The organism is Pimelobacter sp. 30-1 (genome assembly GCF_018831735.1).
In the GTDB taxonomy this organism is placed as follows: Bacteria; Actinomycetota; Actinomycetes; order Propionibacteriales; family Nocardioidaceae; genus Nocardioides.
This window is the reverse complement of record NZ_NHTS01000006.1, coordinates 165,637-191,701: the sequence shown is the minus strand read 5'-3', so window position 1 is coordinate 191,701 and position 26,065 is coordinate 165,637. Positions and strand designations below refer to the sequence as shown.

The 26,065-nt window shown below is 72.7% G+C and carries 23 protein-coding genes; 14 read left to right on the top strand and 9 right to left on the bottom strand.

The window, feature by feature from the left end:
• The first annotated feature begins 63 nt into the window (after window positions 1–63).
• From CCO04_RS15830 to CCO04_RS15815, 4 genes are read left to right on the top strand one after another with little or no spacing between them, the layout of a single operon-like run.
• Entirely contained in the window at window positions 64–1,053 is a 990-nt protein-coding gene (locus tag CCO04_RS15830; protein ID WP_215815103.1) for a branched-chain amino acid ABC transporter permease, read from the top strand.
• On the top strand, window positions 1,050–2,189 hold the full coding sequence (locus CCO04_RS15825; RefSeq protein WP_215815102.1) for a branched-chain amino acid ABC transporter permease: 1,140 nt from the start codon (window positions 1,050–1,052) through the stop codon (window positions 2,187–2,189). The genes CCO04_RS15830 and CCO04_RS15825 overlap by 4 nt, the downstream gene beginning before the upstream one ends.
• Window positions 2,182–2,961, top strand: coding sequence for an ABC transporter ATP-binding protein (locus CCO04_RS15820; RefSeq protein WP_215815101.1), 780 nt, complete (start codon window positions 2,182–2,184; stop codon window positions 2,959–2,961). Before CCO04_RS15825 ends, CCO04_RS15820 begins: the two co-directional genes overlap by 8 nt.
• Window positions 2,951–3,670, top strand: coding sequence for an ABC transporter ATP-binding protein (locus CCO04_RS15815; RefSeq protein WP_215815100.1), 720 nt, complete (start codon window positions 2,951–2,953; stop codon window positions 3,668–3,670). The genes CCO04_RS15820 and CCO04_RS15815 overlap by 11 nt, the downstream gene beginning before the upstream one ends.
• 76 nt (window positions 3,671–3,746) lie before the next feature.
• Here the strand turns inward: CCO04_RS15815 and CCO04_RS15810 are convergent, their stop codons facing one another.
• The 4 genes from CCO04_RS15810 to CCO04_RS15795 form a co-directional block, all read right to left on the bottom strand.
• Window positions 3,747–4,523, bottom strand: a complete 777-nt coding sequence (locus CCO04_RS15810; RefSeq protein ID WP_215815099.1) for an amino acid ABC transporter ATP-binding protein — start codon at window positions 4,521–4,523, stop codon at window positions 3,747–3,749.
• Window positions 4,520–5,326, bottom strand: a complete 807-nt coding sequence (locus CCO04_RS15805; protein ID WP_308281260.1) for an amino acid ABC transporter permease — start codon at window positions 5,324–5,326, stop codon at window positions 4,520–4,522. Before CCO04_RS15805 ends, CCO04_RS15810 begins: the two co-directional genes overlap by 4 nt.
• Before the next feature lie 30 nt (window positions 5,327–5,356).
• Window positions 5,357–6,151 carry an ABC transporter substrate-binding protein gene (locus CCO04_RS15800; protein ID WP_215815098.1) on the bottom strand — a complete coding sequence of 265 codons (795 nt, stop codon included), beginning with the start codon at window positions 6,149–6,151 and terminating at the stop codon, window positions 5,357–5,359.
• Window positions 6,152–6,230: 79 nt separating this feature from the next.
• Window positions 6,231–6,977: a DUF554 domain-containing protein gene (locus CCO04_RS15795; protein ID WP_215815097.1), complete on the bottom strand. Its 747-nt coding sequence runs from the start codon at window positions 6,975–6,977 to the stop codon at window positions 6,231–6,233.
• A 149-nt stretch (window positions 6,978–7,126) separates the two neighbouring features.
• On the opposite strand from CCO04_RS15795, the gene CCO04_RS15790 reads away from it, so the two are divergent.
• Complete coding sequence (locus CCO04_RS15790) at window positions 7,127–7,690, top strand: GNAT family N-acetyltransferase (protein ID WP_215815096.1); 564 nt, start codon at window positions 7,127–7,129, stop codon at window positions 7,688–7,690.
• A gap of 10 nt (window positions 7,691–7,700) precedes the next feature.
• On the opposite strand, the gene CCO04_RS15785 is transcribed toward CCO04_RS15790, so the two are convergent.
• Window positions 7,701–8,126: a PaaI family thioesterase gene (locus CCO04_RS15785; RefSeq protein ID WP_215815095.1), complete on the bottom strand. Its 426-nt coding sequence runs from the start codon at window positions 8,124–8,126 to the stop codon at window positions 7,701–7,703.
• A gap of 63 nt (window positions 8,127–8,189) precedes the next feature.
• Between CCO04_RS15785 and polA the strand changes: the two genes are divergently transcribed.
• Both polA and CCO04_RS15775 read left to right on the top strand, forming a co-directional pair.
• Complete coding sequence (polA, locus tag CCO04_RS15780; RefSeq protein WP_215815094.1) at window positions 8,190–10,889, top strand: DNA polymerase I; 2,700 nt, start codon at window positions 8,190–8,192, stop codon at window positions 10,887–10,889.
• 30 nt (window positions 10,890–10,919) lie between these two features.
• Window positions 10,920–11,303, top strand: coding sequence for a hypothetical protein (locus CCO04_RS15775; RefSeq protein ID WP_215815093.1), 384 nt, complete (start codon window positions 10,920–10,922; stop codon window positions 11,301–11,303).
• Window positions 11,304–11,312: 9 nt separating this feature from the next.
• On the opposite strand, the gene CCO04_RS15770 is transcribed toward CCO04_RS15775, so the two are convergent.
• Complete coding sequence (locus CCO04_RS15770) at window positions 11,313–12,578, bottom strand: oligosaccharide flippase family protein (RefSeq protein WP_257750566.1); 1,266 nt, start codon at window positions 12,576–12,578, stop codon at window positions 11,313–11,315.
• A 100-nt stretch (window positions 12,579–12,678) separates the two neighbouring features.
• Between CCO04_RS15770 and CCO04_RS15765 the strand changes: the two genes are divergently transcribed.
• From CCO04_RS15765 to CCO04_RS15740, 7 genes are all read left to right on the top strand, one after another.
• Window positions 12,679–16,722 (top strand): alpha-(1->3)-arabinofuranosyltransferase family protein, encoded by a 4,044-nt coding sequence (locus CCO04_RS15765; protein ID WP_215815092.1) that lies wholly within the window; start codon window positions 12,679–12,681, stop codon window positions 16,720–16,722.
• Window positions 16,719–18,485 (top strand): hypothetical protein, encoded by a 1,767-nt coding sequence (locus CCO04_RS15760; protein ID WP_215815091.1) that lies wholly within the window; start codon window positions 16,719–16,721, stop codon window positions 18,483–18,485. The genes CCO04_RS15765 and CCO04_RS15760 overlap by 4 nt, the downstream gene beginning before the upstream one ends.
• The gene (locus tag CCO04_RS15755) at window positions 18,482–20,167 is read left to right on the top strand and encodes a hypothetical protein (RefSeq protein WP_215815090.1); all 1,686 of its coding nucleotides are present in this window, start codon (window positions 18,482–18,484) and stop codon (window positions 20,165–20,167) included. Before CCO04_RS15760 ends, CCO04_RS15755 begins: the two co-directional genes overlap by 4 nt.
• Window positions 20,168–20,203: 36 nt before the next feature.
• The gene (locus CCO04_RS29255) at window positions 20,204–20,338 is read left to right on the top strand and encodes a hypothetical protein (protein ID WP_256448555.1); all 135 of its coding nucleotides are present in this window, start codon (window positions 20,204–20,206) and stop codon (window positions 20,336–20,338) included.
• A gap of 95 nt (window positions 20,339–20,433) precedes the next feature.
• Window positions 20,434–21,222 carry a glycosyltransferase gene (locus CCO04_RS15750; protein ID WP_215815089.1) on the top strand — a complete coding sequence of 263 codons (789 nt, stop codon included), beginning with the start codon at window positions 20,434–20,436 and terminating at the stop codon, window positions 21,220–21,222.
• Window positions 21,219–22,442, top strand: a complete 1,224-nt coding sequence (locus CCO04_RS15745; protein WP_215815088.1) for a glycosyltransferase family 4 protein — start codon at window positions 21,219–21,221, stop codon at window positions 22,440–22,442. The genes CCO04_RS15750 and CCO04_RS15745 overlap by 4 nt, the downstream gene beginning before the upstream one ends.
• Before the next feature lie 35 nt (window positions 22,443–22,477).
• Complete coding sequence (locus CCO04_RS15740) at window positions 22,478–23,458, top strand: DUF3068 domain-containing protein (RefSeq protein ID WP_215815087.1); 981 nt, start codon at window positions 22,478–22,480, stop codon at window positions 23,456–23,458.
• A 25-nt stretch (window positions 23,459–23,483) separates the two neighbouring features.
• On the opposite strand, the gene CCO04_RS15735 is transcribed toward CCO04_RS15740, so the two are convergent.
• Genes CCO04_RS15735 through CCO04_RS15725 form a run of 3 tightly spaced genes read right to left on the bottom strand, consistent with a single transcriptional unit; the run spans window position 23,484 to window position 26,056 of the window.
• On the bottom strand, window positions 23,484–24,521 hold the full coding sequence (locus tag CCO04_RS15735; protein WP_215815086.1) for a hypothetical protein: 1,038 nt from the start codon (window positions 24,519–24,521) through the stop codon (window positions 23,484–23,486).
• The gene (locus CCO04_RS15730) at window positions 24,518–25,216 is read right to left on the bottom strand and encodes a class I SAM-dependent methyltransferase (RefSeq protein WP_215815085.1); all 699 of its coding nucleotides are present in this window, start codon (window positions 25,214–25,216) and stop codon (window positions 24,518–24,520) included. The genes CCO04_RS15735 and CCO04_RS15730 overlap by 4 nt, the downstream gene beginning before the upstream one ends.
• Window positions 25,217–25,225: 9 nt before the next feature.
• Entirely contained in the window at window positions 25,226–26,056 is an 831-nt protein-coding gene (locus CCO04_RS15725; RefSeq protein ID WP_257750573.1) for a class I SAM-dependent methyltransferase, read from the bottom strand.
• Window positions 26,057–26,065: the final 9 nt, after the last annotated feature.

Here is a 26,065-nt window from a genome sequence, read left to right as displayed (position 1 = left end):
AAAGACGCGGCCGGGGACGCAGTTCCCGGCCGCGTCCTTGTCCAGAACTGGGGGCAACAAGCCTTGAACTTCGACTTCTTCTTCAGCAACCTTCCCGAGCTCACCATCACCGGGCTCGCATTTGGTGCCATCTACGCGCTGATCGCGCTCGGCTACACGATGGTTTACGGCGTTCTGCAGCTCATCAACTTCGCGCACTCCGAAGTCTTCATGTACGGCACGTTCGCGACCCTGTGGGTGGTCATGGCCCTCGGGGCGGCGGACGCCGACGGGGTCCAGGTGATCGCGATCCTCATCGCCGCGCTGCTCGCGGCGATGGCGATGTCGGCCCTGATCGCGCTCGCGCTCGAGCGAGTGGCCTACCGGCCGCTCATCAAGCGGGACGCGCCCCGGCTCATCGCCCTGATCTCGGCGATCGGTGCGTCCTTCGTCCTGGCCGAGCTGATGGGCCTGCGCGACCGGATCGCGGGCTGGGTGGGCCTCGAGGACAACCTGTCCGAGTACGTCCGCAAGGCCAAGATCAACAACAGCATGGCCGGTGCGATCGAGAAGCCGCGCTTCGACGTGGGTGGGGTCTCGATCTCCAGCATCGACGTGATCGTGATCGTCGCCGCCATCGGCATGATGATCCTCCTGGACCAGTTCGTCCGCCGGTCCCGGCTCGGCAAGGGCATCCGGGCCACGGCCCAGGACCCCGAGACGGCGGCGCTCATGGGCGTCAACCCGACCCGGACCATCCAGTACACGTTCCTCATCGGTGGCCTGATGGCCGGTGTGGCGGCCTTCCTCTACATGCTCAAGCTCGACGCGACCAACTACCAGGTCGGCTTCCTGCTCGGCGTCAAGGCGTTCACGGCGGCGGTCCTCGGCGGCATCGGCAACCTGCGGGGCGCGCTCCTGGGCGGCCTCGTGCTCGGCGTCGCGGAGAACTGGGGCCAGGCGCTCCTGGGCAGCGAGTGGCGTGACGTCATCGCGTTCGTGCTCCTGGTGTTGATCCTTCTCGTCCGGCCCACCGGCCTCTTGGGCGAGTCGCTCGGAAAGGCGCGCGCATGAACACCGGTCTGAAGGCCAAGGTGACCTCGCTCCCGAAGCCGGTCAAGATCCTCGTCTGGGTCCTGCTGGCCCTGCTCGCCTACGCGCTGCCGCTGCTCGAGCCGCCGATCCTGTCGACGCCGGACTCGGACTTCGCGAGCGTGCTCTTCACCGTCAGCATCTACTGCCTGGTGGCGCTGGGCCTCAACATCGTCGTCGGGTACGCCGGCCTGCTCGACCTGGGCTATGTCGGCTTCTACGCGATCGGTGCCTACACGGTGGCGATCCTGACGTCCTTCCACGCGAGCTGGCCGCTGCTGCTGGCCATCCCGGTGGGCGTGGTGGCCGCGATGGTCTCGGGCATCATCCTGGGTGCCCCGACCCTGCGGGTGCGTGGTGACTACCTCGCCATCGTGACCCTCGGGTTCGGCGAGATCATCCGCCTCGTCGTCCTCAACACCGAGTGGCTGGGCGCGTCCAAGGGCATCAACAACATCGGCCGGCCGCCCAACATCGGCAACGAGGAGACCGGCCTGTTCGAGCTGCCGCACCTCTTCTGGGGCAACGGCACGGTGCTCGTCGACACCAAGGACACGACCAAGTTCCTGATCTTCGGCTACGCCGACGCGGTGCCCTTCTACTGGATGGGCCTCACGGCGGTCATCGTGGTGCTGATCGCGGACCGGCTGATCAAGAACAGCCGGGTCGGCCGGGCCTGGGAGGCGACCCGTGAGGACGAGGACGCCGCCGAGCTGATGGGCGTTCCGACGTTCAAGTTCAAGCTGCTCGCCTTCGCCACCGGCGCCTTCGTCGGTGGTCTGGCCGGCGGGTTGTTCGCGAGCCAGCAGAGCTTCATCAACCCGCAGTCCTTCCTGCTGCTCTTCTCGATCCTCTACCTCGCCGCGGTCGTCGTGGGTGGACAGGGCAACCGTTGGGGCGTGCTGGTCGGCGCCTTCCTGGTGGCCTACCTGCCCGAGCGCTTCCGCGGGTTCGAGGAGTTCCGGGTCCTGGCCTTCGGCCTGGCGCTCGTGCTGCTCGCGACCTTGCGGCCGCAGGGTCTGCTGCCGCCACGTCGTACGGTGCGGGCCAAACAGCTGGAGCAGGAGCTCGACGAGCTCGAAGAGGGCGCCGGAGGAGAGGAGACCGCTCGTGCCTGAGGCCATTCTCGAGGTCCAGAACCTCACCTTGAAGTTCGGCGGCCTGACCGCGCTGGACGACGTCAGCTTCCACATCAACGAGGGCGAGATCCTCGGCCTGATCGGGCCCAACGGCGCCGGCAAGACGACGTGCTTCAACGCCGTCACCGGCGTCTACCGGCCCACGTCGGGAGGGATCCTCTTCCAAGGGGGCTCGATCGTCGGGCTCAAGAAGCACAAGATCACCCAGCGGGGGATCGCGCGCACGTTCCAGAACATCCGGCTGTTCCCGACGATGACGGCCCTGGAGAACGTGCTGGTCGGTGCTGATGCGCAGCACAGCACGGGCATGCTCACCGCGTTGTTCCGGTTGCCCAAGCACCGGCGCGAGGAGCGCGAGGGGCACGACCGGGCGATGGAGCTGCTGCGCTTCATGGGCATCCACCGCAAGGCCGACGAGCTCGCCGCCAACCTCTCGTACGGCGACCAGCGGCGGCTCGAGATCGCCCGCGCGATGGCCACCAACCCCAAGCTCATCTGCCTCGACGAGCCCGCGGCCGGCTTCAACCCGGCCGAGAAGGTCGAGCTGATGAACCTCATCCGCAAGGTCCGCGACCGGGGCTACACCGTGCTCCTCATCGAGCACGACATGAAGCTCGTCATGGGAGTGACCGACCGGATCGTCGTGCTGGAGTTCGGCAGCAAGATCGCCGAGGGAAGTCCCGCCGAGATCCGTGACAACCCCGCGGTGATCGCCGCCTACCTGGGAGTGGACGAGGAAGATGCTTCTTGAGGTCGAGGGCCTGTGTGTGAACTACGGACACATCGAGGCCATCCGTGACATCAGCTTCTCCGTCCCCGAGGGCACGGTCACCACGTTGATCGGTGCCAACGGGGCCGGGAAGACCACCACGCTGAAGACGATCTCCGGCCTGCGCAAGGTCCGCGCCGGCACGGTCAGGTTCGACGGGAAGGACATCAACGACGTCCCGCCGTACGACCGGGTCAAGCTCGGGATCGGGCAGTCCCCGGAGGGCCGGCGGTGCTTCGTCGGCATGACCGTCCGGGAGAACCTGGAGATGGGGGCGTTCACCCGGCGCGACCGCAAGTCCGCGGCCTACCGCGAGGACATCGACCGGGTGCTCACCCTGTTCCCGCGGCTCGCCGAGCGGATCGACCAGATCTCGGGGACGATGTCGGGCGGTGAGCAGCAGATGCTGGCGATCGGGCGGGCGCTGATGTCCCGTCCGCGGCTGCTGCTGCTCGACGAGCCGTCGATGGGCCTGGCGCCCAAGCTGATCCAGCAGATCTTCACGATCGTCACCGAGATCAACGAGCAGGGCACGACCGTGCTCCTCGTCGAGCAGAACGCCGCCCAGGCGCTCAAGCGCTCGCACGACGCGCACGTGCTGGAGACCGGCGAGATCAAGCGTTCCGGCACCGGTGCCGAGCTCGCGGTCGACCCGGCGGTCAAGGCCGCCTACCTGGGCGGTGACGTCTAGGCGCGCGGTACGGCGTACACACGAAGGGCCCCGGCACAGCGCCGGGGCCCTTCGTCGTGCGTTCGCCTGAGTGCCGCTAGAGCACCTTGGACAGGAACGACTGCGTGCGCTCGTGCTGGGGGTTGCCCAGGACGTCGGCGGGCCGGCCCTCCTCGACGACGACGCCGCCGTCCATGAAGACCAGGTGGTCGCCGACCTCGCGGGCGAAGCCCATCTCGTGGGTGACGACCATCATCGTCATGCCCTCCTGGGCGAGGTCCTTCATCACCGCGAGGACGTCGCCGACGAGCTCGGGGTCGAGGGCGCTGGTGGGCTCGTCGAAGAGCATCATGTCGGGGTTCATCGACAGGGCCCGGGCGATGGCGACGCGCTGCTGCTGGCCGCCGGAGAGGTGCGCCGGGTAGGCGGAGGCCTTCTCGGACAGACCGACCTTGGCGAGGTTCTGGCGGGCGATCTCGACCGCCTCGTCCTTGCTGCGGCGCCGGACGTTGCGCTGGGCGAGGGTCAGGTTCTTGAGCACCGACAGGTGGGGGAACAGGTTGAACTGCTGGAACACCATGCCGATCCGGGAGCGGATGTCGTCGAGGTCGACGCGGCGGTCGCAGATGTCGATGCCCTCGATGAGGATCTCGCCGGAGGTGGGCTCCTCGAGCCGGTTGACGCAGCGCAGCAGCGTCGACTTGCCCGAGCCCGAGGGGCCGATCACGCACACCACCTGGCCGGGGTCGACCTGGAAGTCGATGCCCTGGAGCACCTCGTGCTTGCCGTAGTGCTTGTGCAGGCCGCGCACCTCGATCGCGGGGACCGGGGCGCCGGGCTCGGAGGCCTTGGTGGGCCAGGTCTGCTCGGTCATCGGACCGCCTTCCTCTGCCGGCGCTCGAGCCAGGCGACGAGCTGGGTGAGCGGCAGCGTGATGACCAGGTAGAGGATCGCCGCCTGGATCAGGCTGGTCGCGGTGCCGGTCGAGGGACCGCTGGTCAGGAAGTCCTTGGCCACCGAGGTGAGCTCGCGCTGGCTGGCCGCGGCACCGAGCAGGAACAGCAGCGCGGTGTCCTTGATGAGCAGCACGAACTCGTTGGTCAGCGGGGGGATGACGATCCGGAACGCCTGGGGGAGGACCACCCGGAAGGTGGTCGCTCCGGTGCGCATCCCCAGCGAGCGGGCGGCCTCGGTCTGGCCCTTGGGCACGGCCTGGATGCCGGCCCGCAGGGTCTCGGCCATGTAGGCCCCGGCGACCAGGATCAGGCCGATCAGGCCCGCTCCGACCAGACCACCGGGCGGCGTCCAGCCAAAGGCGATCGGCAGGCCGAAGGCCATGAACATCATGACGACCAGCGCCGGCAGTCCCCGGAAGAACTCGATGTAGGCCGTGGCCAGCCACCGGTAGGGCGCCACCGGCGAGAGCCGCATCAGCGCCAGCGTCAGGCCGAGGGCCAGACCGCCGCCGAAGGCGATCGCGGTGTACTTCACCGTGTTGACCAGACCGGTGGTGATCAGGTCCTGCCAGTTGCCGTCGGCCCACGAGATGCCGTCGGCGTTCCAGAAGTTCTCGTGGATCTTGGTCCAGTCAGCCACCACCGCCAGCGTGACGATGGCCGCCGCGAGCAGGACGTACATCAGGACCTGGATCAGCGCGGCGCGCTGTCGACGGGTCACCCCACCCCCCCTTCGTGAAGACCGTGCGTACTACGGCTGGTTCTCGGTGGAGAAGTACTTGGCGTAGATCGTGTCGTAGGTCCCGTCCTTGCGCATCTCCTCGAGCGCGCCGTCGACGTCCTTGACGAGCTGGCTGTTGCCCTTCTTCATGGCGAAGCCGTACTCCTCGCTGGTGTCGTAGGTCTCGACGATCTTGAACTTGCCGTCCCGGGTGTGGTCGAGGTTGACCGGCAGGTCCTGGAGCAGCGCCTCGACCTGGCCGGCCTTGATCGCCTGGAACATCTCCGCGTCGCTGGGGAACGTGATGATGTCGGCGTCCTTGGCGTTCTCCTCGGTGTAGGTCTTGCCCGTGGTGCCCTGCTGGACACCGACCTTGACGCCCTTGAGGTCGCCGATCGCGGCGATCTTGCTGTCGGCCGGCACGAGGAGCGACTGCTTGGAGTCGTAGTAGCCGTCGGAGAAGTCGAGGTTCTTCTTGCGGTCGTCGGTGATGGTCATGGCCGACGCTGCGAGGTCGCACTGGCCGGCGGCGAGCGCCTGGCCGCTCTGGAGGGCGTCGAACGAGGAGTCCTGGATCTTGAGCTTGAGGTCGAGGCGCTTGGCGACCTCGGAGACGATGTCGACGTCGAAGCCCTTGAAGCCGGTGGGACTGGACTTGTCGAAGTCCTCGAACGGCGGGTAGGGCACGTCGGAGCAGACGGTGAGCGTGCCCTTGGTGACGATGTCCGCACCGCTGGCGGACTTGCTGTCCTCGGAGCCGCAGGCGCCGAGGGCGAAGGTGGCGAGGCAGGCCACGCCGATGGTGAGGATCCGAGTACGTCGCATGGCGGCACTGTAGGCCTATCGGGCCCCCTTGCACGAGGACCTCGGTCCCGGTACGCCGCTTCGGCGCGTCGCGCCGGATTCAGCGCAGCGCGGTGACGGCCGCGGTCAGCAGGGGCGCGACCGCGAGTGCGGGCAGGAGGTCGGCGACGGCGACCGGCTTGAGCGCCAGCAGGCGCAGCGCGACGCCGACCAGCAGCAGCCCTCCGGTCGCCGTCAGGGCGGCGAGCTCGGCCTCGGGCAGGACGTCGCCGAGGGCGAGACCGGCGAGGGTGAGCGAGCCCTGGACGGCGACCAGGGTGAGCACGCTCGCGGCCACGCCCCAGCCGAACGCCGCAGCGAACGCGATCGCGGCGAAGCCGTCGAGGGCGGACTTGAGGTAGAGCTCGTCGGCGCCCTTGCCGAGCCCGTCGTTGAGCGAGCCCAGGATCGTCAGCGGCCCGGTGCAGAAGATCAGCGACGAGATGACGAAGCCCTCGACGAAGCGCTGCCGCTCCGCGCTGCCGGTCTCGCCGGCCAAGCGGCCCTGCAGCCACGCGCCGAGCCCCTCGACCCGCTGCTCCAGGCGCAGCAGCGAGCCCAGGATCCCGCCGAGCAGGACCGCGCCGAGCACGATGAGCAGCGGCGCGCTGTCGCCGACGGCGGCTGACAGGTCGGGGTCGAGCACGGCCATCGCCGACGTACCGGCGATGAGCAGCGTGACCAGGCCCAGGCCGTCGGTCACCAGGTCGCGCGTGCGCTGGGGGAGCCGGTCGCCCGCGAGGCGTCCGAGGGCGGCGCCGAGCAGCACGGCGGCGGCGTTGACGGCGGTTCCGGTGCCGGGGATCACGGGCCTGCTCCTTCTTGGGGGATCGGGCTGTCGCGGCCGTGCCGGTGAGCGTAGTGTTGCGCCCCGGACCGGCCCACCGGTGCGGTCCGATGGATGAGTCTCGGGAGGGGAGGCACGATCCGATGACGCGTACATCATTGACGACGCGCGTGGCCACGCGTGACGACGCGCCTGCCCTGGCGGAGCTCTGGAGCGACGCCGTACGACGTGCCGACCGCTCCGAGCAGGTCGCCGACATCGAGCTGGTGATCAAGGCCGCCGGGATGTCGCCCGAGCAGCGCGTCGTCGTCGTCGAGTACGACGGCCAGGTCGCCGGCGCCGTCTATCTCCGGATCACCACGCTCTCCCCGCTCAACCTCGAGCCCTGCGTCCAGTCCATCCAGCCGCGGGTCTTCGACCGCTGCCGGCGCCACGGCGCCGGGCACGCGCTGATGGAGGCCGCGACGGCCTTCGCCGAGGAGCACGGCATCCTGCACGTGGTCACCGCGGTGCCCAACAGCTCGCGCGAGGCCAACCGGTTCATGGCCCGCCTGGGCCTGGCCCCTGTCGTGATGTACCGGATCGCGCCGACCTCGCTGCTGCGCAGCCGGGTCTCGCCGCAGCGCCAGCAGACCGGCGTCGAGGGCACCCGGAACCGGGTGCTCGCCGCCCGCCGCTCGCTGCGTCGTACCCGGGCCGAGCGGCTGGGCCTGCCCGACCCCGAGCAGGCCTGAGCCGCGAGCCTCAGCCCTGGGGGTTCGGGTCGCGCGCCAGCAACGCGCAGGTGATCCGCGAGGTGCAGACCCGGCGGCCGTCCTCGTCGCTGATCACGATCTCGTAGCTCGCCATCGACCGGCCGCGGTGCAGCGGGGTGGCGACGCCGGTGACGGTGCCCTTGGTCGCGGAGCGGTGGTGGGTGGCGTTGATGTCGACGCCGACCGCGAACCGGTCGGGGCCGGCGTTGAGCGCCGCGGCGACCGAGCCGAGCGTCTCGGCCAGCACGACGGAGGCGCCGCCGTGGAGCAGCCCGTAGGGCTGGGTGTTGCCCTCGACGGGCATCGTCGCGACCACGCGCTCGGGGGCGACCTCGACGAGCTCGATGCCCATCCGCTCGTTGAGAGCGCCCATGTTGGCGCGTGCGAACTCGGCGATCTCCTCAGCGGTGGTCATGGCTCGACGATAGCGAGCACCGTCGTGGCCGGAGCTGTCGGTACTCCTCGATAGAGTCGCCGGGTGACCGACCCGAACCGTCCGCCGCGCCTCCTGCTCCTCGACGGCCACTCCCTGGCCTACCGCGCGTTCTTCGCGCTTCCGGTCGAGAACTTCTCGACCGCGACGGGCCAGAACACCAACGCGGTCTACGGCTTCACCTCGATGCTCGTCAACGTGCTGCGCGACGAGCAGCCGACTCACGTGGCGGTCGCCTTCGACCTCTCCCGCCAGACCTTCCGGCTCGAGGAGTACTCCGAGTACAAGGCCAAGCGCAACAAGACCCCCGGCGAGTTCAGCAGCCAGCTGCCGCTCATCCAGCGGATGCTCGACACCTTCTCCATCAGGTACCTCACCGCCCCCGGCTATGAGGCCGACGACATCATCGCCACGCTGGTCACCCAGGCGCTGGCCGACGAGACGAGCGGCCTCGAGGTGCTCATCCTCACCGGTGATCGCGACTCGCTCCAGCTCGTCACCGAGCGCTCGACGGTGCTCTACCCGATGCGCGGCGTGTCCGACCTGGCCCGGATGACGCCCGCCGCCGTCGAGGAGAAGTACGGCGTCCCGCCGCACCGCTACCCCGAGCTCGCCGCGATCGTCGGCGAGACCTCCGACAACCTGCCCGGCGTCCCCGGCGTCGGCGCGGGCTTCGCCGCCCGCTGGATCAACACCTACGACGGTCTCGACAACGTGATCGCCCAGGCCGACAAGATCACCGGCAAGAAGGGCGAGGCGTTCCGCGAGCACCTCGGCGACGTCATCCGCAACCGCCGGCTCAACGCGCTGGTGCGCGACCTCGACCTCGGCGTCGCCATCGACGACCTCGCGCTGACCGAGTGGGACCGCCCGGCGGCGCTCGAGCTGCTCGACGAGCTGGAGTTCCGCGGCGAGCTGCGCACCCGGATCATGGACGTCGTCGCCCCCGGCGAGGACCTCCCGGTCGAGGCCGGCGTCGAGCTCGACGGCACGACGCTCGCGCCCGACGCCGTGGCCGCCTGGCTCGACGCGGTCGGTACGGCGAGCGTCGGCCTGAGCGTGCGTGGCTCGTGGGGGAGCGGCACCGGCCGGGTGAGCGGGCTCGCGTTCGCGCTCGCCGACGGCACCGCCGCCTACGTCGACGTCGAGGCGATGAGCCAGGCCGACGACACCGCGGTGGCCGCCTGGCTCGCCGACCCGGAGCGGCCCAAGGTGCTCCACGACGCCAAGGGCCCGCTGCTCGCGCTCGCCGCCCAGGGCTGGACCCTGGCCGGCGTGGTCGAGGACACCGCCCTCGCCGCCTACCTCGTCGCGCCCGACCAGCGCTCCTACGACCTGGCCGACCTGACCCTGCGCTACCTGCACCGCGAGCTCACCGCCGACGGCGACCCCGACCAGGGCGAGCTGCTCTTCGACGAGGGCGGCGACCAGGGCGGCGTCGCCAGCAGCGCGATGGTCCAGGCCCGCGCCGCGCTCGACCTGTCCGCCGAGCTGGCCGACGAGGTCGAGAAGGCCGGCGGGCGCCAGCTGCTCACCGACGTCGAGATGCCGCTGGTGGGCGTGCTCGCCGGGCTGGAGCAGACCGGCATCGCGGTCGACACCGACCACCTCGAGGGACTCGAGGCGCACTTCGGCGAGGAGGTGCGCAAGGAGGCCGAGGCGGCGTACGCCGTGATCGGCAAGGAGATCAACCTCGGCTCGCCCAAGCAGCTCCAGGTCGTGCTCTTCGACGAGCTCAACATGCCCAAGACCAAGCGCACCAAGACCGGCTACACCACCGACGCCGACGCGCTCCAGAGCCTGTTCGTCCAGACCGAGCACCCGTTCCTGCTCCACCTGCTGCGCCACCGCGAGGTCATCCGGCTGCGCCAGACCATCGAGGGCCTGCTCAAGACGGTCCAGCCCGACGGCCGCATCCACACGACGTTCCACCAGACGATCGCCGCCACCGGCCGGCTCTCCAGCACCGAGCCCAACCTCCAGAACATCCCGGTCCGCACCGAGGAGGGCCGCCGGATCCGCGAGAGCTTCGTCGTCGGCGCGGGCTACGACGCCCTCATGACCGCGGACTACAGCCAGATCGAGATGCGGATCATGGCCCACCTCTCCGAGGACGAGCTCCTCATCGAGGCCTTCCGCTCCGGTCGCGACTTCCACGCCGAGACCGCCTCGCGGGTCTTCGACGTCGCGCCCGACGAGGTCACCCCCGAGATGCGGGCCAAGATCAAGGCGATGAACTACGGCCTCGCCTACGGCCTGTCCGCCTTCGGCCTCTCCCAGCAGCTCGGCATCGAGCCCGGCGAGGCCCGCGGCCTGATGGACGACTACTTCGAGACCTTCGGCGGCATCCGCGACTACCTCGGCGGCGTCGTCGACGAGGCCCGCCGGACCGGCTTCACCGAGACGATCATGGGCCGGCGCCGCTACCTGCCCGACCTGACCAGCGACAACCGGATGCGCCGCGAGTCCGCCGAGCGGATGGCCCTCAACGCCCCCATCCAGGGCTCGGCCGCCGACCTGATCAAGGTCGCCATGCTCCGCACCGACGCCGCACTGCGCGCGGCCGGGCTCACCTCACGGATGCTGCTCCAGGTCCACGACGAGCTCGTGTTCGAGGTCGCCGCCGGCGAGGCCGAGACCCTCGAGGCACTGGTCCGCGAGCAGATGGCCGGCGCGGCCGAGCTGACCGTCCCGCTCGACGTCTCCGTCGGCACGGGCCGCAGCTGGCACGAGGCGGCACACTGACCGGGTGACCCCTGCTCGGAGGAGGCCCCGATGAGAACCGCCCTGCCCCTGCTCGCCGTCGCCCTCGCGGCGGCGCTCACCGCCTGCGGCGGTGCGCCCGACGACGCGAGCGCGGAGGACTTCTGCGCCGCCTGGACCGAGGGGAGCGGCGGCTCCGCCGACGGGCTCCACGACCGGGCGGCGGCGCTCGAGGACGCCGGGACGCCCGCGGACGTCTCCGCCGCGGCCCGGTCCGGCTACGAGATCTTCGTCGAGCAGGTGAAGCAGGTCGACGACGCCGACGTCGCCGCGCTCGACCAGGCCGCGGCCACCCCGGCGGGTCTCGCCGAGGTCTACGGGATCAGCGAGGACGAGGCGACCGACGTGGTCGCCTTCTTCGACTACGCCAACACGACCTGCGCGCCGGGCGACTGAGCGGCCGGCTCAGGCGACGGGCGCCGGGGCGGCCTCGGCGTCCGAACGGTGCCGCACCATCTGCAGCACGACCAGGACGAGCAGCACCGCCGCGTCGACGCAGGCGACCGTGGTGGCCAGGGCGATGACGCTGGTCGCGAGCGAGCCGAGGGCGACCAGGGCGATGACGCCCGCGGCGACGAGGTACTTGGTCGCCGCGCCGCGCCGGGCGAGGCCGGCGTAGACCAGCAGCTGGAGCAGGGCGAGCAGGGCGCCGAGCACGGCGAAGAGCCAGAGGTCGTCCTGGACGCCGGCGTACTCCTTGCCACCGATGAAGACCAGCGCGATGTCGGAGAGCACGTACGTCGCGCCGATGCACGCGGCGCCGAGGGCGGAGAGGAAGACGAGGCCCTTGATCACGGCCCCGCGGCTCTCGCCGTCGGTGGACATCGAGGGGAAGAGGATCACCACCGCGAACTGCGGCAGGAAGAGCACCGCCTTGGTGACGATGAGGCCACCGGCGTAGAGGCCGGCGTCGTGCTCGCCGAGACCGCTGCGGGCCACGACGACGTCGAGGTTCGACAGCGCGACGAAGGCCAGCAGGGCCACCGAGCTGCCGACGGTCTCGCGCAGGACGTCGCGGCGGATGGTGTGCTCGGCGGCGGCACCGCCCTCGCGGCGGGGGTGCCGGCCCAGCGCCCAGGAACCGATCGCGACGGGCACCCAGGCGGCGATGAGGACGCCGAGCATGGCGCTCGTCTCGGTGCGCCAGGCGAAGAGGAAGGCGGCGCCGATGAGCACCCGCGGGATGCCGACACCGAGGTAGACCAGGCTCAGCGGCAGCCAGCGCCGCTCGCCCTGGAGGACGCCGGCCTGGGCCCCCATGATCGTCGTCGGCACCACGGTCAGCCCCAGCAGCAGCGCCGGCAGCAGCCCGTCGAGGCGGAGCACCTTCCAGACCAGCGGCGAGGCGGCCACGGCGAGCGCGCCCACGACGAAGGCCGCCCGCCAGGCCGTCTTGAGCACGGCCGCCTCGATCACCGCGACGTCGTGCGGGTCGGCGGAGATCCGCCGGGCGCAGGTGGCCTGCAGGCCCAGCTGGACCACCGACAGCACCATGAGCAGGGCCATCATGCCGGCCACGGCGCCGTACTGGCCGGGGCCGAGCAGGCGGGCCGAGACGATCTGGAAGGCGTAGGTGCCGACGTTCATCGCCGCGATCGCGATCGCGATGCCGGCGCTGCTGCGGAGCAGGCGGATCAGCCGCGACTCGGCGGGGCGGGTGGTCGTCGTCACCAGAGCAGGTTAGGGGGTCGGAGTGCCCAGGGCGGAAGTCAGGCCTGCACGCCGCCCACGGGTCTCCTACAGTGACACCCGCGCTTCGGGAGGAGGTGGCATGGCCGAGAGACCTGGGTCGACGGTGCGGGGAGCGGGCGTCGCGGTGACGCTGTACGCGCTCGTCGTGGTCCTGATGCTGCTCCAGCAGCCCGGCGCGACGACGTACGACACCCGGGCCGAGCTGACCCAGCGCCCGGGGGACTTCCTCGCCGGCGCGTTCCGGCTGTGGCACCCGGAGTCGAACTTCGGCGAGTTCCAGAACCAGGCGTACGGCTACCTCTTCCCCCAGGGCACCTGGTTCTGGCTGAGCGACCTGCTCGGCGTCCCGGACTGGATCGGCCAGCGACTCTGGTCGGCGCTCATCATCATCGTGGCGTGCGAGGGCGCCCGCCGGCTGGCGCGCGCGATCGGCCTGGCGGACCTGCCGGCGCTCCTCGCCGGTGCGGTCTTCGCGCTCTCGCCGCGGCTGCTTGGCACGGTCACGGTCCAGACCGCCGAGTCCCTGCCGGGGGCGGTGATGCCGTGGCTCGTGCTCGCGGTCGTCCTCCACCTGCGCGGCCGGCTCAGCGGCCGGCAGGCGGCCCTGCTCAGTGGCGCCGCCGTCGTGTGCATGGGCGGGGTCAACGCGGTCGAGACGGCGGCCTGCCTCCCGCTGGCCGTGATCCTCGTCGTCTGGGGCGCCCGCCGCCGGATGACCACCTGGCGGTTCGCCGCCTGGTGGGGAGGTGCGGTCGCCGCGGGCTGCCTGTGGTGGACGCTGCCGCTCCTGGTCCTCGCCCGCTTCGCCCCGCCGTTCTTCGAGTACGTCGAGTCCGCCCGGGACACCACCTCGCTGATCGGCTGGTCCGAGGCGTCGCGCGGGGACTCGTCGTGGCTCGGCTACCTGCTCGCGGGGGACCGGCCCTGGTGGCCGGCCGCCTTCGACCTGGCGACCGATCCGCTGCTGGTCGTGGTGGCCGCGCTGGTGGCCGGCGTGGGTCTCGCCGGTCTCGCGCTCATGGACACCCCGGTACGACGACCGCTGGTCCTCGCCCTCCTCCTCGGGCTCGGCTGCCTCACGATCGCCCACGGGGGTCCGGCCGGCACGCCGCTGGCCGACGCGATGCGGGCGCTGCTCGACGGCCCGCTCCAGATCTTCCGCAACGTCCACAAGATCGACCCGGTCGTGCGCCTCCCGCTCGCCCTCGGCTTCGGTACGGCGGTCGCGGTGCTCGTCGAGCGCGTCGTGGCCGCCCGGCCGCGGCTCGAGCCGGGCCGCGGCGCGCTGCTGCTCGCGCCTCTGCTCCTGGTCGCGCTGCTCGGGCAGCCGTTCCTCGGCAGCGCCACGCGCACGCCCGGCTGGACCGAGATCGCCGAGCCCTGGCAGCAGGCGCGCGACTACCTCGTCGCCCAGCGCCGTGACGAGGACCCGGCCCAGGGTGACCGTACCCTCGTCGTCCCCGGCTCGAGCTTCGCGCAGCAGGCGTGGGGCTGGACGCTCGACGAGCCGTTGGCGATCCTCGGCGGCGTCGACGTGGTGAGCCGTACCCAGGTGCCGCTGGTGCCGGGGGAGTCGATCCGCTACCTCTCGGCCCTCGACCAGGCGATCGCGACCGGCCGGGTGACGCCGGCGCTGGTCGACGAGCTGGCGCGCGTGGGCATCGGTCACGTCGTGCTGCGCCGGGACCTGCTGCGCGGGATCACCCGCTCGCCGCACCCGGGTGGCGCGGCGGTGTCCCTGGCGCACGCCGGCCTGGAGTCGGTGGCCCGCTTCGGCGAGACCGACACCGGCGAGCCGGAGGTCGAGGTGTTCCAGGTGCCGCGACGGCTGCCGCTGGTCCGCGCGACCGCGGTCGACGACGTGCGGACCGTGCGGGGTGCGCCGGAGAGCGTGCTGCTCGGCCAGAGCACCGGCGTCATCGAGGCGGACCAGCCGACCGTGCTCGAGGGCGAGGCCGGCTGGAAGCGCCCGGCCGACGTGGTCACCGACAGCAACCAGCGCCGCGAGCGCGCGTTCGGCAACAACGACGAGGGGCTGTCGGCGCTGATGACCGCGACCGAGCCCTGGCGGGTGGACCGGGCCGCCCACGACTTCCCGGCGGGACCCGACGAGCCCCCGGTCGTCGCGCGCTACGACGGCCTGACCGGTGTCGAGGCGTCGTCGGCGCAGGGCTATGCCGACAACTTCGGGCCGGTCACGCCGGCCTCCGGGCCCTATGCCGCGATCGACGGCGACATCGACACCCGCTGGATCAGCTCGGCCGCGACCGAGCCGGGCCGGCAGTGGATCAGGCTGGACCTCGACGGACCCCGGGCGGTGCACACGGTGACGATCACGCCGGTCGCCGCCGACAGGCAGGTCGTGCCCATCCGCACGCTCGAGGTGGTGGCCGGCGAGCAGCGCGTCCGCGCCCGGGTCGGGGCGTCGGGTGCCCCCGTCGTCGTCCGGCTCGACGGCCGGCCGGTCCGGAGCATCGAGGTCCGGGTCGTCGCCGCCGCGACCGCCGCGCGGACCGCCCGGATCGGCATCCGCGAGCTCGCGGTCGACGGGCTCCAGCCGCGGCGCACGTTCGCGCTGCCCGGTGAGGTGGGCGCCGGCGCCTCCGTGGCCTTCGGTGCGACGCCCAGCCGGAGAGCCTGCTTCATCACCCTCACCACGCCCGACTGCGACGTCACCCGGATCCGGCAGCCCGAGGAGGGCGGCGGGCTCGACCGCAGCTTCGAGGCCGCCGGGGCGGGCGGCGTACGGATCACGGGCCACGTCGTGGCGCGCAGCACCCCGGAGACCGCGCGACTGCTCGACCAGGTCGAGCGCCGCCCCCCGGTGGGAGCCACCTCCGTCTACGGCAACGACCCGAAGGTCGCCCCCCGGTTCGCGTACGACGGCCAGCCCACCACCGCATGGGTCTCGGACGACGGCGACCTCTACCCGACGCTGACGTTCAGCTGGCGCCGGCTCCGGACCATCACCTCGATCGCCGTGCGTGGTGGCTCCGACCAGGCCCCGGTCGCCGCGGTCCTCTCCTCCGGCAAGCGGGTCCAGCGGGTCCGGCTCGGTGGCGACGGTCCCGTCGACATCAAGCCCCTGCGCACCCGCAACCTGCAGATCCGCTTCGAGAAGGCTCCTGGCGCCGGGCGGGTCGTCGTACCCGAGATCGAGCTGGGCGGCGTCCGTCTCACCCGGCCGGTGCTCGCCGACACGCCGACCGGTGCGGTGTGCGGCTACGGCCCCAACATCCGCCTGGGCGGGCGGACCGTCCCGACCCGGGTCTCCGGCACCATGGCCGACCTGATCAACGGGACGCCGCTGCGCTTCGAGTCCTGCGGCGAGAGCGCGAGCGTGCCGCTCGGGTCGGGTCCCCAACGGCTGCAGATCGAGCCGACCGCCGAGTTCGAGCTGCTCGACGCGGCCGTCGTCCCGGACGCGTCCGTGTCCTCGGCGCCGACCACCCGGACGGTCGGCATCGAGCGCTGGGGAGATGCCCGCCGCAGCGTCACGGTCGGCGGGGGACCGGCCGCACTGCTCTCCCTGCCCGAGAACTTCAACCCCGGCTGGATCGCCGAGCTCGACGGCGAGGAGCTGACCCCGATCCGGGTCGACGGCTGGCAGCAGGGCTGGCTCCTCCCGGCGGGCACGGGCACCGCACGGGTCGAGCTCCGTTACGGCCCCGAGCGCACCTACGACGTGGTCCTTCCCCTCGGCCTGGCCGTCAGCGGCGGCACGCTGCTCGCCGGAGCGCTCTGCCTCGGCTGGCTGCTGCTCCGCCGGCGACGCGCACCGCTGCCCGACCTCGCTCCCTGGCCTCGCGACGTCCTCGGGACCCGCGCGCCCTGGTGGGCCGCCGCCCTGGCGGCGACCCTGGTGCTGCTCGGTCCGGTCGCCGGGCTCGGCCTGCTCGCGGGCACCTGGTTCCGCCGGTCCTGGACCCGGTCCCGGGCGGTGATCGCCGTCGCGGTGCTGCTCGCCGCGTCCGGCGGCCTGGACGCCCTGGGAGGTGGCCGCTTCGTCGCCGGTACGGCGGACGTCGCCGCCGCGCTCGCGGTGGGCCTGCTCGCCGGGCTCACGCTGGGCCGCCCGGCGCGTCGTCGTCCCCACCAACATGTCGCGGAGGGCAGCCGATGAGTGCCTGGAAGGGGCGCCAGGGCCTGGCCGCGCTCGGCGTGCTGCTGTCGATGGTCGTCGGGCGGGCGGTGCTGCTCGGCGGGTCGTGGTTCAACCAGGACGACTTCTACCTCTCCGGTCGCGCCTACGACGCCGACCTCACGCTGGGCTTCCTGGTCCGTGACACGGCGGGCCACGTCAACCCGCTGCAGCAGCTGACCTACTGGCTGGTGGCGCACGGCGCGCCGTACAGCTGGGCGACGGTGGCCGTCTTCGTCCTGGCCCTCCAGACCGCCGCGGCGGTCGTCCTGTGGCTGCTGCTGACCCGGTTGCTGGGGGAGCGGTGGAGCCGGGTGGTGCTGCTCGCGGTGTTCGCCTGGGCGCCGCTGACCCTGGCGACCACGCTGTGGTGGAGCGCGGCGATGGGCCTGTGGCCCCACGTGCTCTGCTCGCTGCTCGCCGCCTACCTGCTGGTCCGCTGGCGCCAGGGCGACGCCCGGCCGGTGTGGGCGGTGGTCGCGATCGTCGCCACGACCGCGGTCGGCCTGCTCTGGCACGAGCGCGCGGTGCTCATCCCACCCGTCCTGTACGGCGTCGCGGTGGCCCTCGCCGACGAGGCGACCGGCTGGCGGCGGCTGTGGGCCGCGCTGAAGCGCTTCCGCTGGCTGTGGCTGGCCGAGGTGCTGCTGCTGGTCGGCTTCCTGGTCGGCCACGGCCTCCTGACCGACGTCGAGGGGGGCGAGAGCACCTGGAAGCAGCGGCTCGAGGTGAGCGGCTCGTTCCTCGGCCGCAACGTGGTGCCGGGCATCGTCGGCGGCCCCTGGGCCGGTGAGCTCGAGGGTGGCGCGGTGCGGCCGGCGCTGTGGGTGGTGATCGCCTCGGCGATCCTCGCCCTCGTCGGGGTCTGGTTGCTGCTCCGGCGCGGCGGCCCGGCCCGCCGCTGGGGGCTCGCGCTGCTCGTCGGCTACGTCGCCGCCGACCTGCTGCTCCTGCTGTCGGGCCGGGCGGGCTTCGGCTCGATCATCGGCCTCGACCCGCGCTACTCCTCCGACACGATCCATGCTGCGGTCCTCTGCGTCGCGCTCTGCCTGCGCGGATCGCCGCCGTGGCTGGGCCTGCGCTTCCTGTCCGGCGCGTCCGCACGGGTCCGCTCCCTGGCCCTCGCCGGCCTCGTCGGCGCCTACGGTGTCGCCTCGGTCGCCGGTACCGCGCTGCTCGTGCCGCAGTTCCAGAACACCGAGGACAAGGCGTTCGTCGCCACGCTGCGCGCCGACTTCGCCGCCGACCCGACGGTCGTGCTCTTCGACCGGCTGGCGCCCGCCGACGTCGTGCTGCCGCTGGTGGGGAGCGACTCGCAGCTCTCCCGGATCCTCGCGCCGCTGCCCGAGCACCTCCGGTTCGACGAGCCCTCGGCCCGGCTGCGCCAGGTCGCCGACGACGGCACGCTGCTGCCGATGGAGCTGGCCGGAGCGATCCCCGCGGAGCCGGGACCCGACGACGAGTGCGGCTACCCGGTGCGCACGCTCACCCGGGAGGCGCCGTTCGTCGTCCCGCTCGACGGACGGGTGGTCGTCCGGGTCTCCTACTTCTCCGCGCAGGAGTCGACCGTCGTGGTGGGCGCGGGGGACTGGCACACCGAGTTCCTGGCCACGCGCGGGCCGAACGAGATGTGGCTGGTGCTCCCCGAGCTGCCGGGCACCGTCGAGGGGCTGAGGCTGCGCGGCGACGGGCGGTCGACGGTCTGCGTCACCGACATCGAGGCCGGCCTCCCGGAACAGCCGTGAAGCGCTCCGACCTCGCCGTCACCACCGCGGTCACCCTGGTGATCCTGGGCCCGCTCCTGCTCGGCGGCGGCTACTGGCTGGTCGGCGACATGGTCTTCGTGCCCCACCAGCCCTGGAAGCCCGCCTGGCTGGGCCTGGACGGCGCGCTGCCGCGTGCGGTCCCCATGGACGCGCTGGTCTCGCTGGCCACCCACGTCGTGCCGGGCAGCGTCGTCCAGCGGCTGCTGCTGGTCGGCGGGTTCCTGGCCGGTGGGCTCGGCGTCGCGCGGCTGGTCGCCGGGCAGCGCTGGTGGGCCAGGGCGGCCGCGATCACGCTGTTCTGCTGGAACCCGTGGGTCTACGAGCGCCTGCTCATGGGCCAGTGGGCGATCCTGCTGGGCTACCTGCTGCTGCCGTGGGTCGCGGGGGCCGCGCTCCGGCTCCGGGCCGATCGCCGGGACTGGGCGCCCGCCGCGGTCGTGCTCGTGCTCTCCGCGGCCTGCAGCTGGTCGAGCGGGCTCATGGCGGTCGGGGTGCTGGGCGTGCTGGCCCTCGGCCGCGACCTGGGCGGCTGGCTGCGGGTGGCCGGGCTCGGCCTGGTCGCCAACCTCACCTGGCTGGTGCCGGCGCTGACCGCCGACACCGCGCGGGTGAGCACCGACGGGGTCTTCGCCGGGTTCGCGGCGCGCGCCGAGTCCGCCGCCGGTACGGCGGCCAGCGTGCTCTCGCTCGGCGGCACCTGGAAGACGTCGGTCGTGCCACCCGAGCGCACCAGCGCGCTGCTGGTGCTGCTGTCCTGCCTGCTCACCGTGGCCGCGGTCGCCGGGCTGCGCCGTGCGGGTCCCGGGCGCGGCCGCTGGCTCGCGCTCGGCGCCGCCGCGGTCGTGCTGGCCCTGCTGCCCACCCTGCCCGGAGGCGCGGACCTGCTCGACCGCGCCGCCGACCCGGTGCCGGGCCTGGCGCTGCTGCGCGACTCCCAGCGGCTCCTGGCCCCGCTCGGGCTGGTGCTGGCCGTCGGCGCCGCGTACGCCGCCACGGCGCTGCGCGAGCGGATCCGGCCCGGCACGCAGGCGCTGTGGAGCGGCGTCGCGCTGCTCGTGGTGGCCCCGCTCCTGCTGCTGCCCAGCCTGGCCTGGGGGGCCGCCGGTGAGCTGCAGCGCTCGTCGTACCCGGCGGCCTGGGACGAGATCGCCGACCGCATCGACGGCGGCGACACCACGGTCGTGCTGCCGTGGTCAGGCTCCTACCGCGGCTTCGACTGGAACCACCGCCGTGCCGTGCTCGATCCCGCGCCCCGCATCCTGCCGGGCGAGGTCGTCGTCGACGACCGGGTGCTGCTGACCGACCGGGTGATCGCGCCCGAGGACCCGCGGGTGGTCGCGGTGACGCTCGCGCTGGCCGACGAGGACCCGGCGGGCGCCCTGCGGGCCATCGGCGTGCGCTGGGTGCTCGTCGAGCGCGGGATGGGGACGATCGAGGTGCCCGCGGGCGCGATCGTGCTCGACCGCGACGGGCTCACCCTGGTCGATCTGGCCGCCGGCGGCGAGGTCGTGGCCGACCCGGGAACGGGCGTGGGGACGCTCCGGCGGATCTTCGTCGTCCTTGGTCACGGTTTGGCGATTCTTTTGCTTTTCGCCGGTTGCGCAGGGATACTCCGGTCTGGGAGTAACGAGCATCACATTCATGAAAGTCATGGGGAGTGAATGCTCTGTGCCGGTCTTTGGGAGGGGATCTGCGCAATGAACACGATTATCGCTACCGTCGTCGGGGCTCTCGCCTCGACCGTCATGCTCGTCGCCGGCGTCAACGCCGCCCAGGGTGAGCACAAGACCGTCAGCAACGACAAGCTGTACAGCTACTCGGACAGCAAGTAGGTCTCTCGCCGCGTCCCGCCTAGCGGGTTGCGCGGTCTCCGTCACGTGTCCCGTTCGCCGGGACGCGTGCTGAGCAGACGGCTTGGGAGGGTCCGATGCTGCAGATCGTCATTCCGGCGTACAACGAAGAAGGCCGGCTGCCGCGCACCCTGCGCGACCTGCGCCGCCACGTGGCGGCCCGTCGTGGGGTGCTCGGCCGAGTAGAGGTGCTCGTCGTCGACAACGCGAGCACCGACCGCACCGCGGAGGTCGCCCGTGCGGCCGACTCACCCGCGCTGCCGGTACGGGTGCTGCGCTGCGCGCGCCGCGGCAAGGGTGCCGCGGTCCGTGCCGGGCTGCTCGCCACCGACGCCGACCTCGTGTGCTTCATGGACGCCGACGGCGCCACGGGGCTCGACGCGGTCGAGGAGGCCTGGCGGCGGCTGCTGCTCGGCGCCGACGTCGTGATCGGCTCGCGCGCGCTGGCCGACAGCGACACCGAGGCCCGGCACTGCCGGACCCGCTCGGCGGGCGCCGCGGCGTACCGCCGGCTGGCCGGGCGCCTCGTGCCCGGCGTCGCGGACACCCAGTGCGGGTTCAAGTTCTTCCGCGGTGACCTGGTCCGGCAGGTCGTCGGCGACCTGCGGACGGGGGGCTTCTCGTTCGACGTGGAGCTGCTCGTGCTGCTGCTCGCCGCCGGCGCCCGGGTCGAGGAGATCCCGGTGACCTGGACCGACGTGCCGGGCTCGACCTTCGTGCCCGCGCGGCACGGGGCGAGCGCGTTCGTCGAGCTCGCGAGCATCGCGTGGCGCCGTCGCGGTGCCGTGCACGCGGTCCCGGCCCCGGCCGCGGCGCCGCTGGCCGTGCCGGTGCCCGTCGCGCTGCCGGTGGGTGGTCACGGATGAGCGGACCGTCCCCCCGCCTCGACGGGCGCCGGATCGTGGTCGTCAACTGGCGCGACCTCGACCACGCGCTCGCCGGCGGCGCGGAGATCTACGCCTGGCAGTACGCCCGCGCGCTGCGCGAGGCCGGTGCCGAGGTGCACTTCGTGACCGCCCGCGACGAGGGCCAGGCCGCCCGCGAGACCCGCGACGGCATCGCCGTACGACGGGGCGGCGGCGCGCTGGGCTTCTACCTGTTCGCGCTGACCTGGCTGCTGCGCCACCGGCGCCGCATCGACGCGGTGATCGACCCGGCCTGCGGGCTGCCGTCGTTCTCGCCGCTGGTGCTGCGCCGCGGGACGCCGGCGCTGCTCATCGTGCACCACGTGCACCAGGCGCAGTTCGCCGTGCACTTCCCGGCACCCGTGGCCGCCTTCGGGCGCTGGATGGAGCGGGTCGCCATGCACCGGGTCTACCGGCACCACGTGACCGCCGCGGTCTCGCCGTCCACGCGCGACGAGATGCGCCGCCAGCTCGGCTGGACCGGTGACATCCGGATCCTCGAGAACGGCGCCGACGTACCGGCCGCCGCGGACCTCGACCCGGTCGCCAAGGACGCCGACCGGATCGTCGTCCTCGGCCGGCTGGTCACCCACAAGCGGGTCGACCTCGTCCTCGAGGCGTTCGACCGGCTCCGGGAGCGTCCGGCCCTGGCCGGGCGCGACCTGCGCGTCGACGTCATCGGCAAGGGGCCCGAGCACGACCGCCTGGTCGCGCTCGTCGCCGAGCGCGGTCTCGCCGACCAGGTGACCTTCCACGGCTACCTGCCCACGGACGCCAAGGACGCCCTGCTCGCCCGCGCGGCGGTCCACGTCTGCGGATCCGACGCCGAGGGCTGGGGGCAGGCCGTGATCGACGCCGCCGCCTGGGGGGTGCCGACCGTGGCCCGCGACGTGCCCGGCCTGCGCGACTCCATCCGCCCGGGGGAGAGCGGCGTGCTGGTCCCCGACAGCGAGGACCCCGCCGTCCTCGTCCGCCGCCTGGCCGACGCCGTCGAGGGCGCGCTCCTCGACGCCGCCGACCCGGCCACCCGGGTGCTGCGCGCCGAGGCGTGCCGCGCCTGGGCCCACAAGTTCGACTGGTCGCAGATGCGACACCACGCGATCGACCTGACCGCACTGCTCCTCGGGACCGCCGACGCGCGGCCCGACCGTACCCCACGCGATGCTCGCGTGGCTGTCTGAGAGGTATCTCCGCCATGCGCAGCAAGCTCGCCCCCGTGTCCATCGGACTCGGTGTGTTCCTGATCGTCGCGGCCGCCCTGGTCCGCTTCTACGCCTACCCGGTCCTCGCCAACGTGCCGCCCGACTACAAGGGCACCACGAAGCTCGAGGCCAAGGGTGCCGAGATCTTCAACTCCAACCCCGACGTGCTCAAGTCCGAGACCTGGGACCTCGACATCACGTCCTTCACCATCGCCGACAGCGGCGTCAAGCTGCCCAGCGACGCCCCGGACGACACGGTCGTGTGGGTGAACTCCACCAGCGTCGACCGGGTCGGCGGCGAGCAGTTCCAGCGGACCCAGGAGCGCTCGCCCTTCGACGGCAAGACCGGCGAGGCCGTCGACTGCACCAAGTGCGGCTCGTGGGAGGAGGTCGCTCTGGCCAGCGACTTCCAGAAGACCGAGCGGGTCGACGTCACCCGCAAGGGCCTGGTCTACAAGTTCCCCTTCGCCACGGAGAAGAAGGACTACCCGGTCTGGGACGGCACGCTCGAGAAGTCGACCCCGGCCAAGTTCGAGGGCCAGGAGGAGATCGACGGGCTCAAGGTCTACAAGTTCGTGCAGACCATCCCCGAGACGATGGTCGAGACCCGCAGCGTGCCCGGCAAGGTCTTCGGCTCCACCGAGCCCAACGTCGAGGCCGAGATGTGGTACCAGATGACCCGCACCTTCTACGTCGAGCCGACCACCGGCTCGCCGGTCAACCGGGTCGAGAACCGGGTCCAGGAGCTGCGCTACGACGGCGTGGCGGTGCCCGCGTTCACCGGCACGGTCCAGTACACCAAGGCCCAGGTCGACGACCTGGTCAGCGACGCCAAGGGCAACGCCCGGCTGCTCGGCGGCATGAAGCTGCTCTTCCCCGGGCTGCTGCTCCTGCTGGGCCTCGGCCTGACCGCGGGCGGCGTGCTGCTCGGCCGCTCGGGCAAGGGCGGCGACAACGGAGCCAGCCACCGGGACAAGGCGATGGCGGGGGTCTGACCCGCACCGCCCCACCGGCTCCTCTCTAGAGGAGGGAGATGACGGCCTCGAGCAGCTGCTCGAGGCCGTTGTCGTTCCACGCCGCGGCGCGCCCGCGCAGGGTCAGCACGGTGTGCCCGTCGAGGCCGACCGCGCCGAGGGAGAGACCGGTGCCGCCCGCTGTGACCGGGTAGAACGCCAGGCCCTCGACCGCCGGGGCACGCACCTCGCCGAGGTGCGAGACCAGCAGCGTCGAGCCCAGCCGCGGCCCGAGCACCCGCAGGCCGGTCGTCATCGCGCGATCCACGACGGGACTCCAGGGGCGCGGCTCGGCCGGCGCGGGCGGCGTCTGCACGGGCGCGGTGCGCACGGCCTCGCGGATGCCGTCGAGGTCGAGGCGCTCGACGTCGCGCAGCCGCAGCAGGACGCTGCGGTCGGCGATCCGGCCGTCCTGGTCGCCGGCCGCGGGCTCGCGCGCCGCGCCGATCGCGATCGCCACGTGCCGCGCGCGCCGGCCCCGCTCCGCCTGGTGCCGGACGACGGCGCGGGTCGCCGCGTGGACCAGCTCGGCGGTGCGGTGGCTGCCCGGCACGGTCGCGCTGACGAGCGCGTCGCCGTGGTCGGGGACCGGCCGGTCCGGGGGGACGACGCCGGACGGCGGTCGCAGCGCGACCTCGCCGAGCCGGCGGGCCACGGTGCGCGCCGTCCCGCCGGTCGTCGTACGGGTGCCGACGCCGCGGGCCGACGAGGTCGCCGGGCCGAGACCGAGCCGGTCCAGGACGGTGAGCAGGCCGAGGCCGTCGACCGCGCTGTGGTGGGCCGACAGCACGACGTCGCGCCCGTCGACGCCGACCAGCAGCGGCGCGGGGGAGTCGGCGAGCAGGGCCCGGGCACCGGCCGCGGTGGGCGCGGCGTAGGTCCAGCCCTGGGCCGCGCAGAGCGTGGCCAGGGGAGTGGCGAGCGCGTCCGGCGCGGCCGGGGCGGGCAGGGTCGCGGTCAGCAGGATCCGCCAGCCGATCCGCGGATCGGCCACCCAGCGCTGCGGCTCGGGCTGCGGCTGCGGCTCGGGCACCTGGGCGCTCACGGCTTGTGCGCGAGGCAGACCAGGCTGACGCCGGGCAGTCGCTTGAGGGGGAGCACCCGCTCCATCCCGACGGCCGCGCGCAGGCCGGCGTTGAGCACCGGGTGGACGGCCTCCATCTCGCTCTGGGGCACATCCTTGTTGCGCCGCCGGGCGCGGACCACCGGGCGCAGGAGCACGTTCCACGACCAGAGGTCGTCGATGACCAGCCCGGACTCCGTCACCAGGTCGGCGAGCTGCTGGCGCTCGTAGCGCCGGACGTGGCCCAGGGCGACGTCGTGCCCGCTCCACAGCGCCATCCCGGCCGGGACGGCGACCAGGGCGCGTCCGCCGGGGCGCAGCACCCGGAAGGTCTCGCGGGCGACGGCGACGTCGTCGTCGATGTGCTCCCAGGCGTCGGTGGACATGACGAGGTCGACCGAGGCGTCGGCGACCGGGAGCCGGCGGCCGTCGCCGCGCAGCACCGGGATCCCGCGCGAGGCCGCGATCTCGGCGCCGGTGGCGGTGTACTCGACGCCGACCGCGCGCCAGCCGAGCTCACGCAGCACGGCGGTGTTGCCGCCCATCCCGCAGCCGACGTCAATCGCGCGCCCGGCCGGCCAGCCGCCGACGGTACGACGCACCAGGGCCCGGCGGGCGGCGTACCACCAGTGCCGGTGCTCGAGCGCGGCCGACTTGGCGATCTCCTCCGCATCCACAGGTGCAGCCTAGGAGAGGTCGGCGCCGAAGATGGCGGTGCCCGGCGTCAGCGTGCCGCGCACCCGCGACCAGCCGCCCCAGAGCCGCTCGTTCCCCTCGGGCCACTCCGGCTCCAGGAGCGTGGTCAGCCGGAAGCCGGCGCCCGCCAGCAGCCCGATCCAGTCACCGAGCGTGCGGTGGTGCTCGGCGTACGACGTCGCGCCGGTCTCGTCGTCGACCTCGACGTAGGGCGTGCGGTCCCAGTAGGACTGCGAGGCGACCAGCCCGTCCTCGGTGGGGTCGTCGGGGAACATCCACCGGGTCGGGTGGGTGATCGAGAAGGCGAAGCGCCCGCCCGGGCGCAGCACCCGGGCCGTCTCGGCGACCGCGAGGTCGATGTCGGCGACGAACTGGAGCGCGCCGAAGGAGGAGAAGACGACGTCGAAGGAGCCGTCGGCGAACGGCAGGTGGGTCGCCGTACCGCGCACGCAGGGCACGACCAGGCCGGTCGCGTCGTCGATGCGCAGCGAGTGCTGGAGCTGGCGGTGGGACAGGTCGAGCCCGACCGCGCGCCCGCCCTGGCTGCGCACCCAGCGCGAGCACTGCCCGGCGCCGGAGCCGACCTCGAGCACGTCGCGGTCGCGCACCTCGCCCAGGATCCGGGCCTCGGCCTCGGTCAGTCCCTCGGGTCCCCAGAGGAATCCGACGTCGCCGAGGTAGCCCCCGTGGGTGGCCTGGTACTCGTCGGCGTACCGGTCCCAGTCGGCGCCGTTGGCCAGCCGGGACTCCTCCTCGGAGACCGACCGCCGGTGGGCGGTGACAGGGGGATGGGGCCAATGAGCTTGAACAGCCTGCTCCACGGGGAGGAG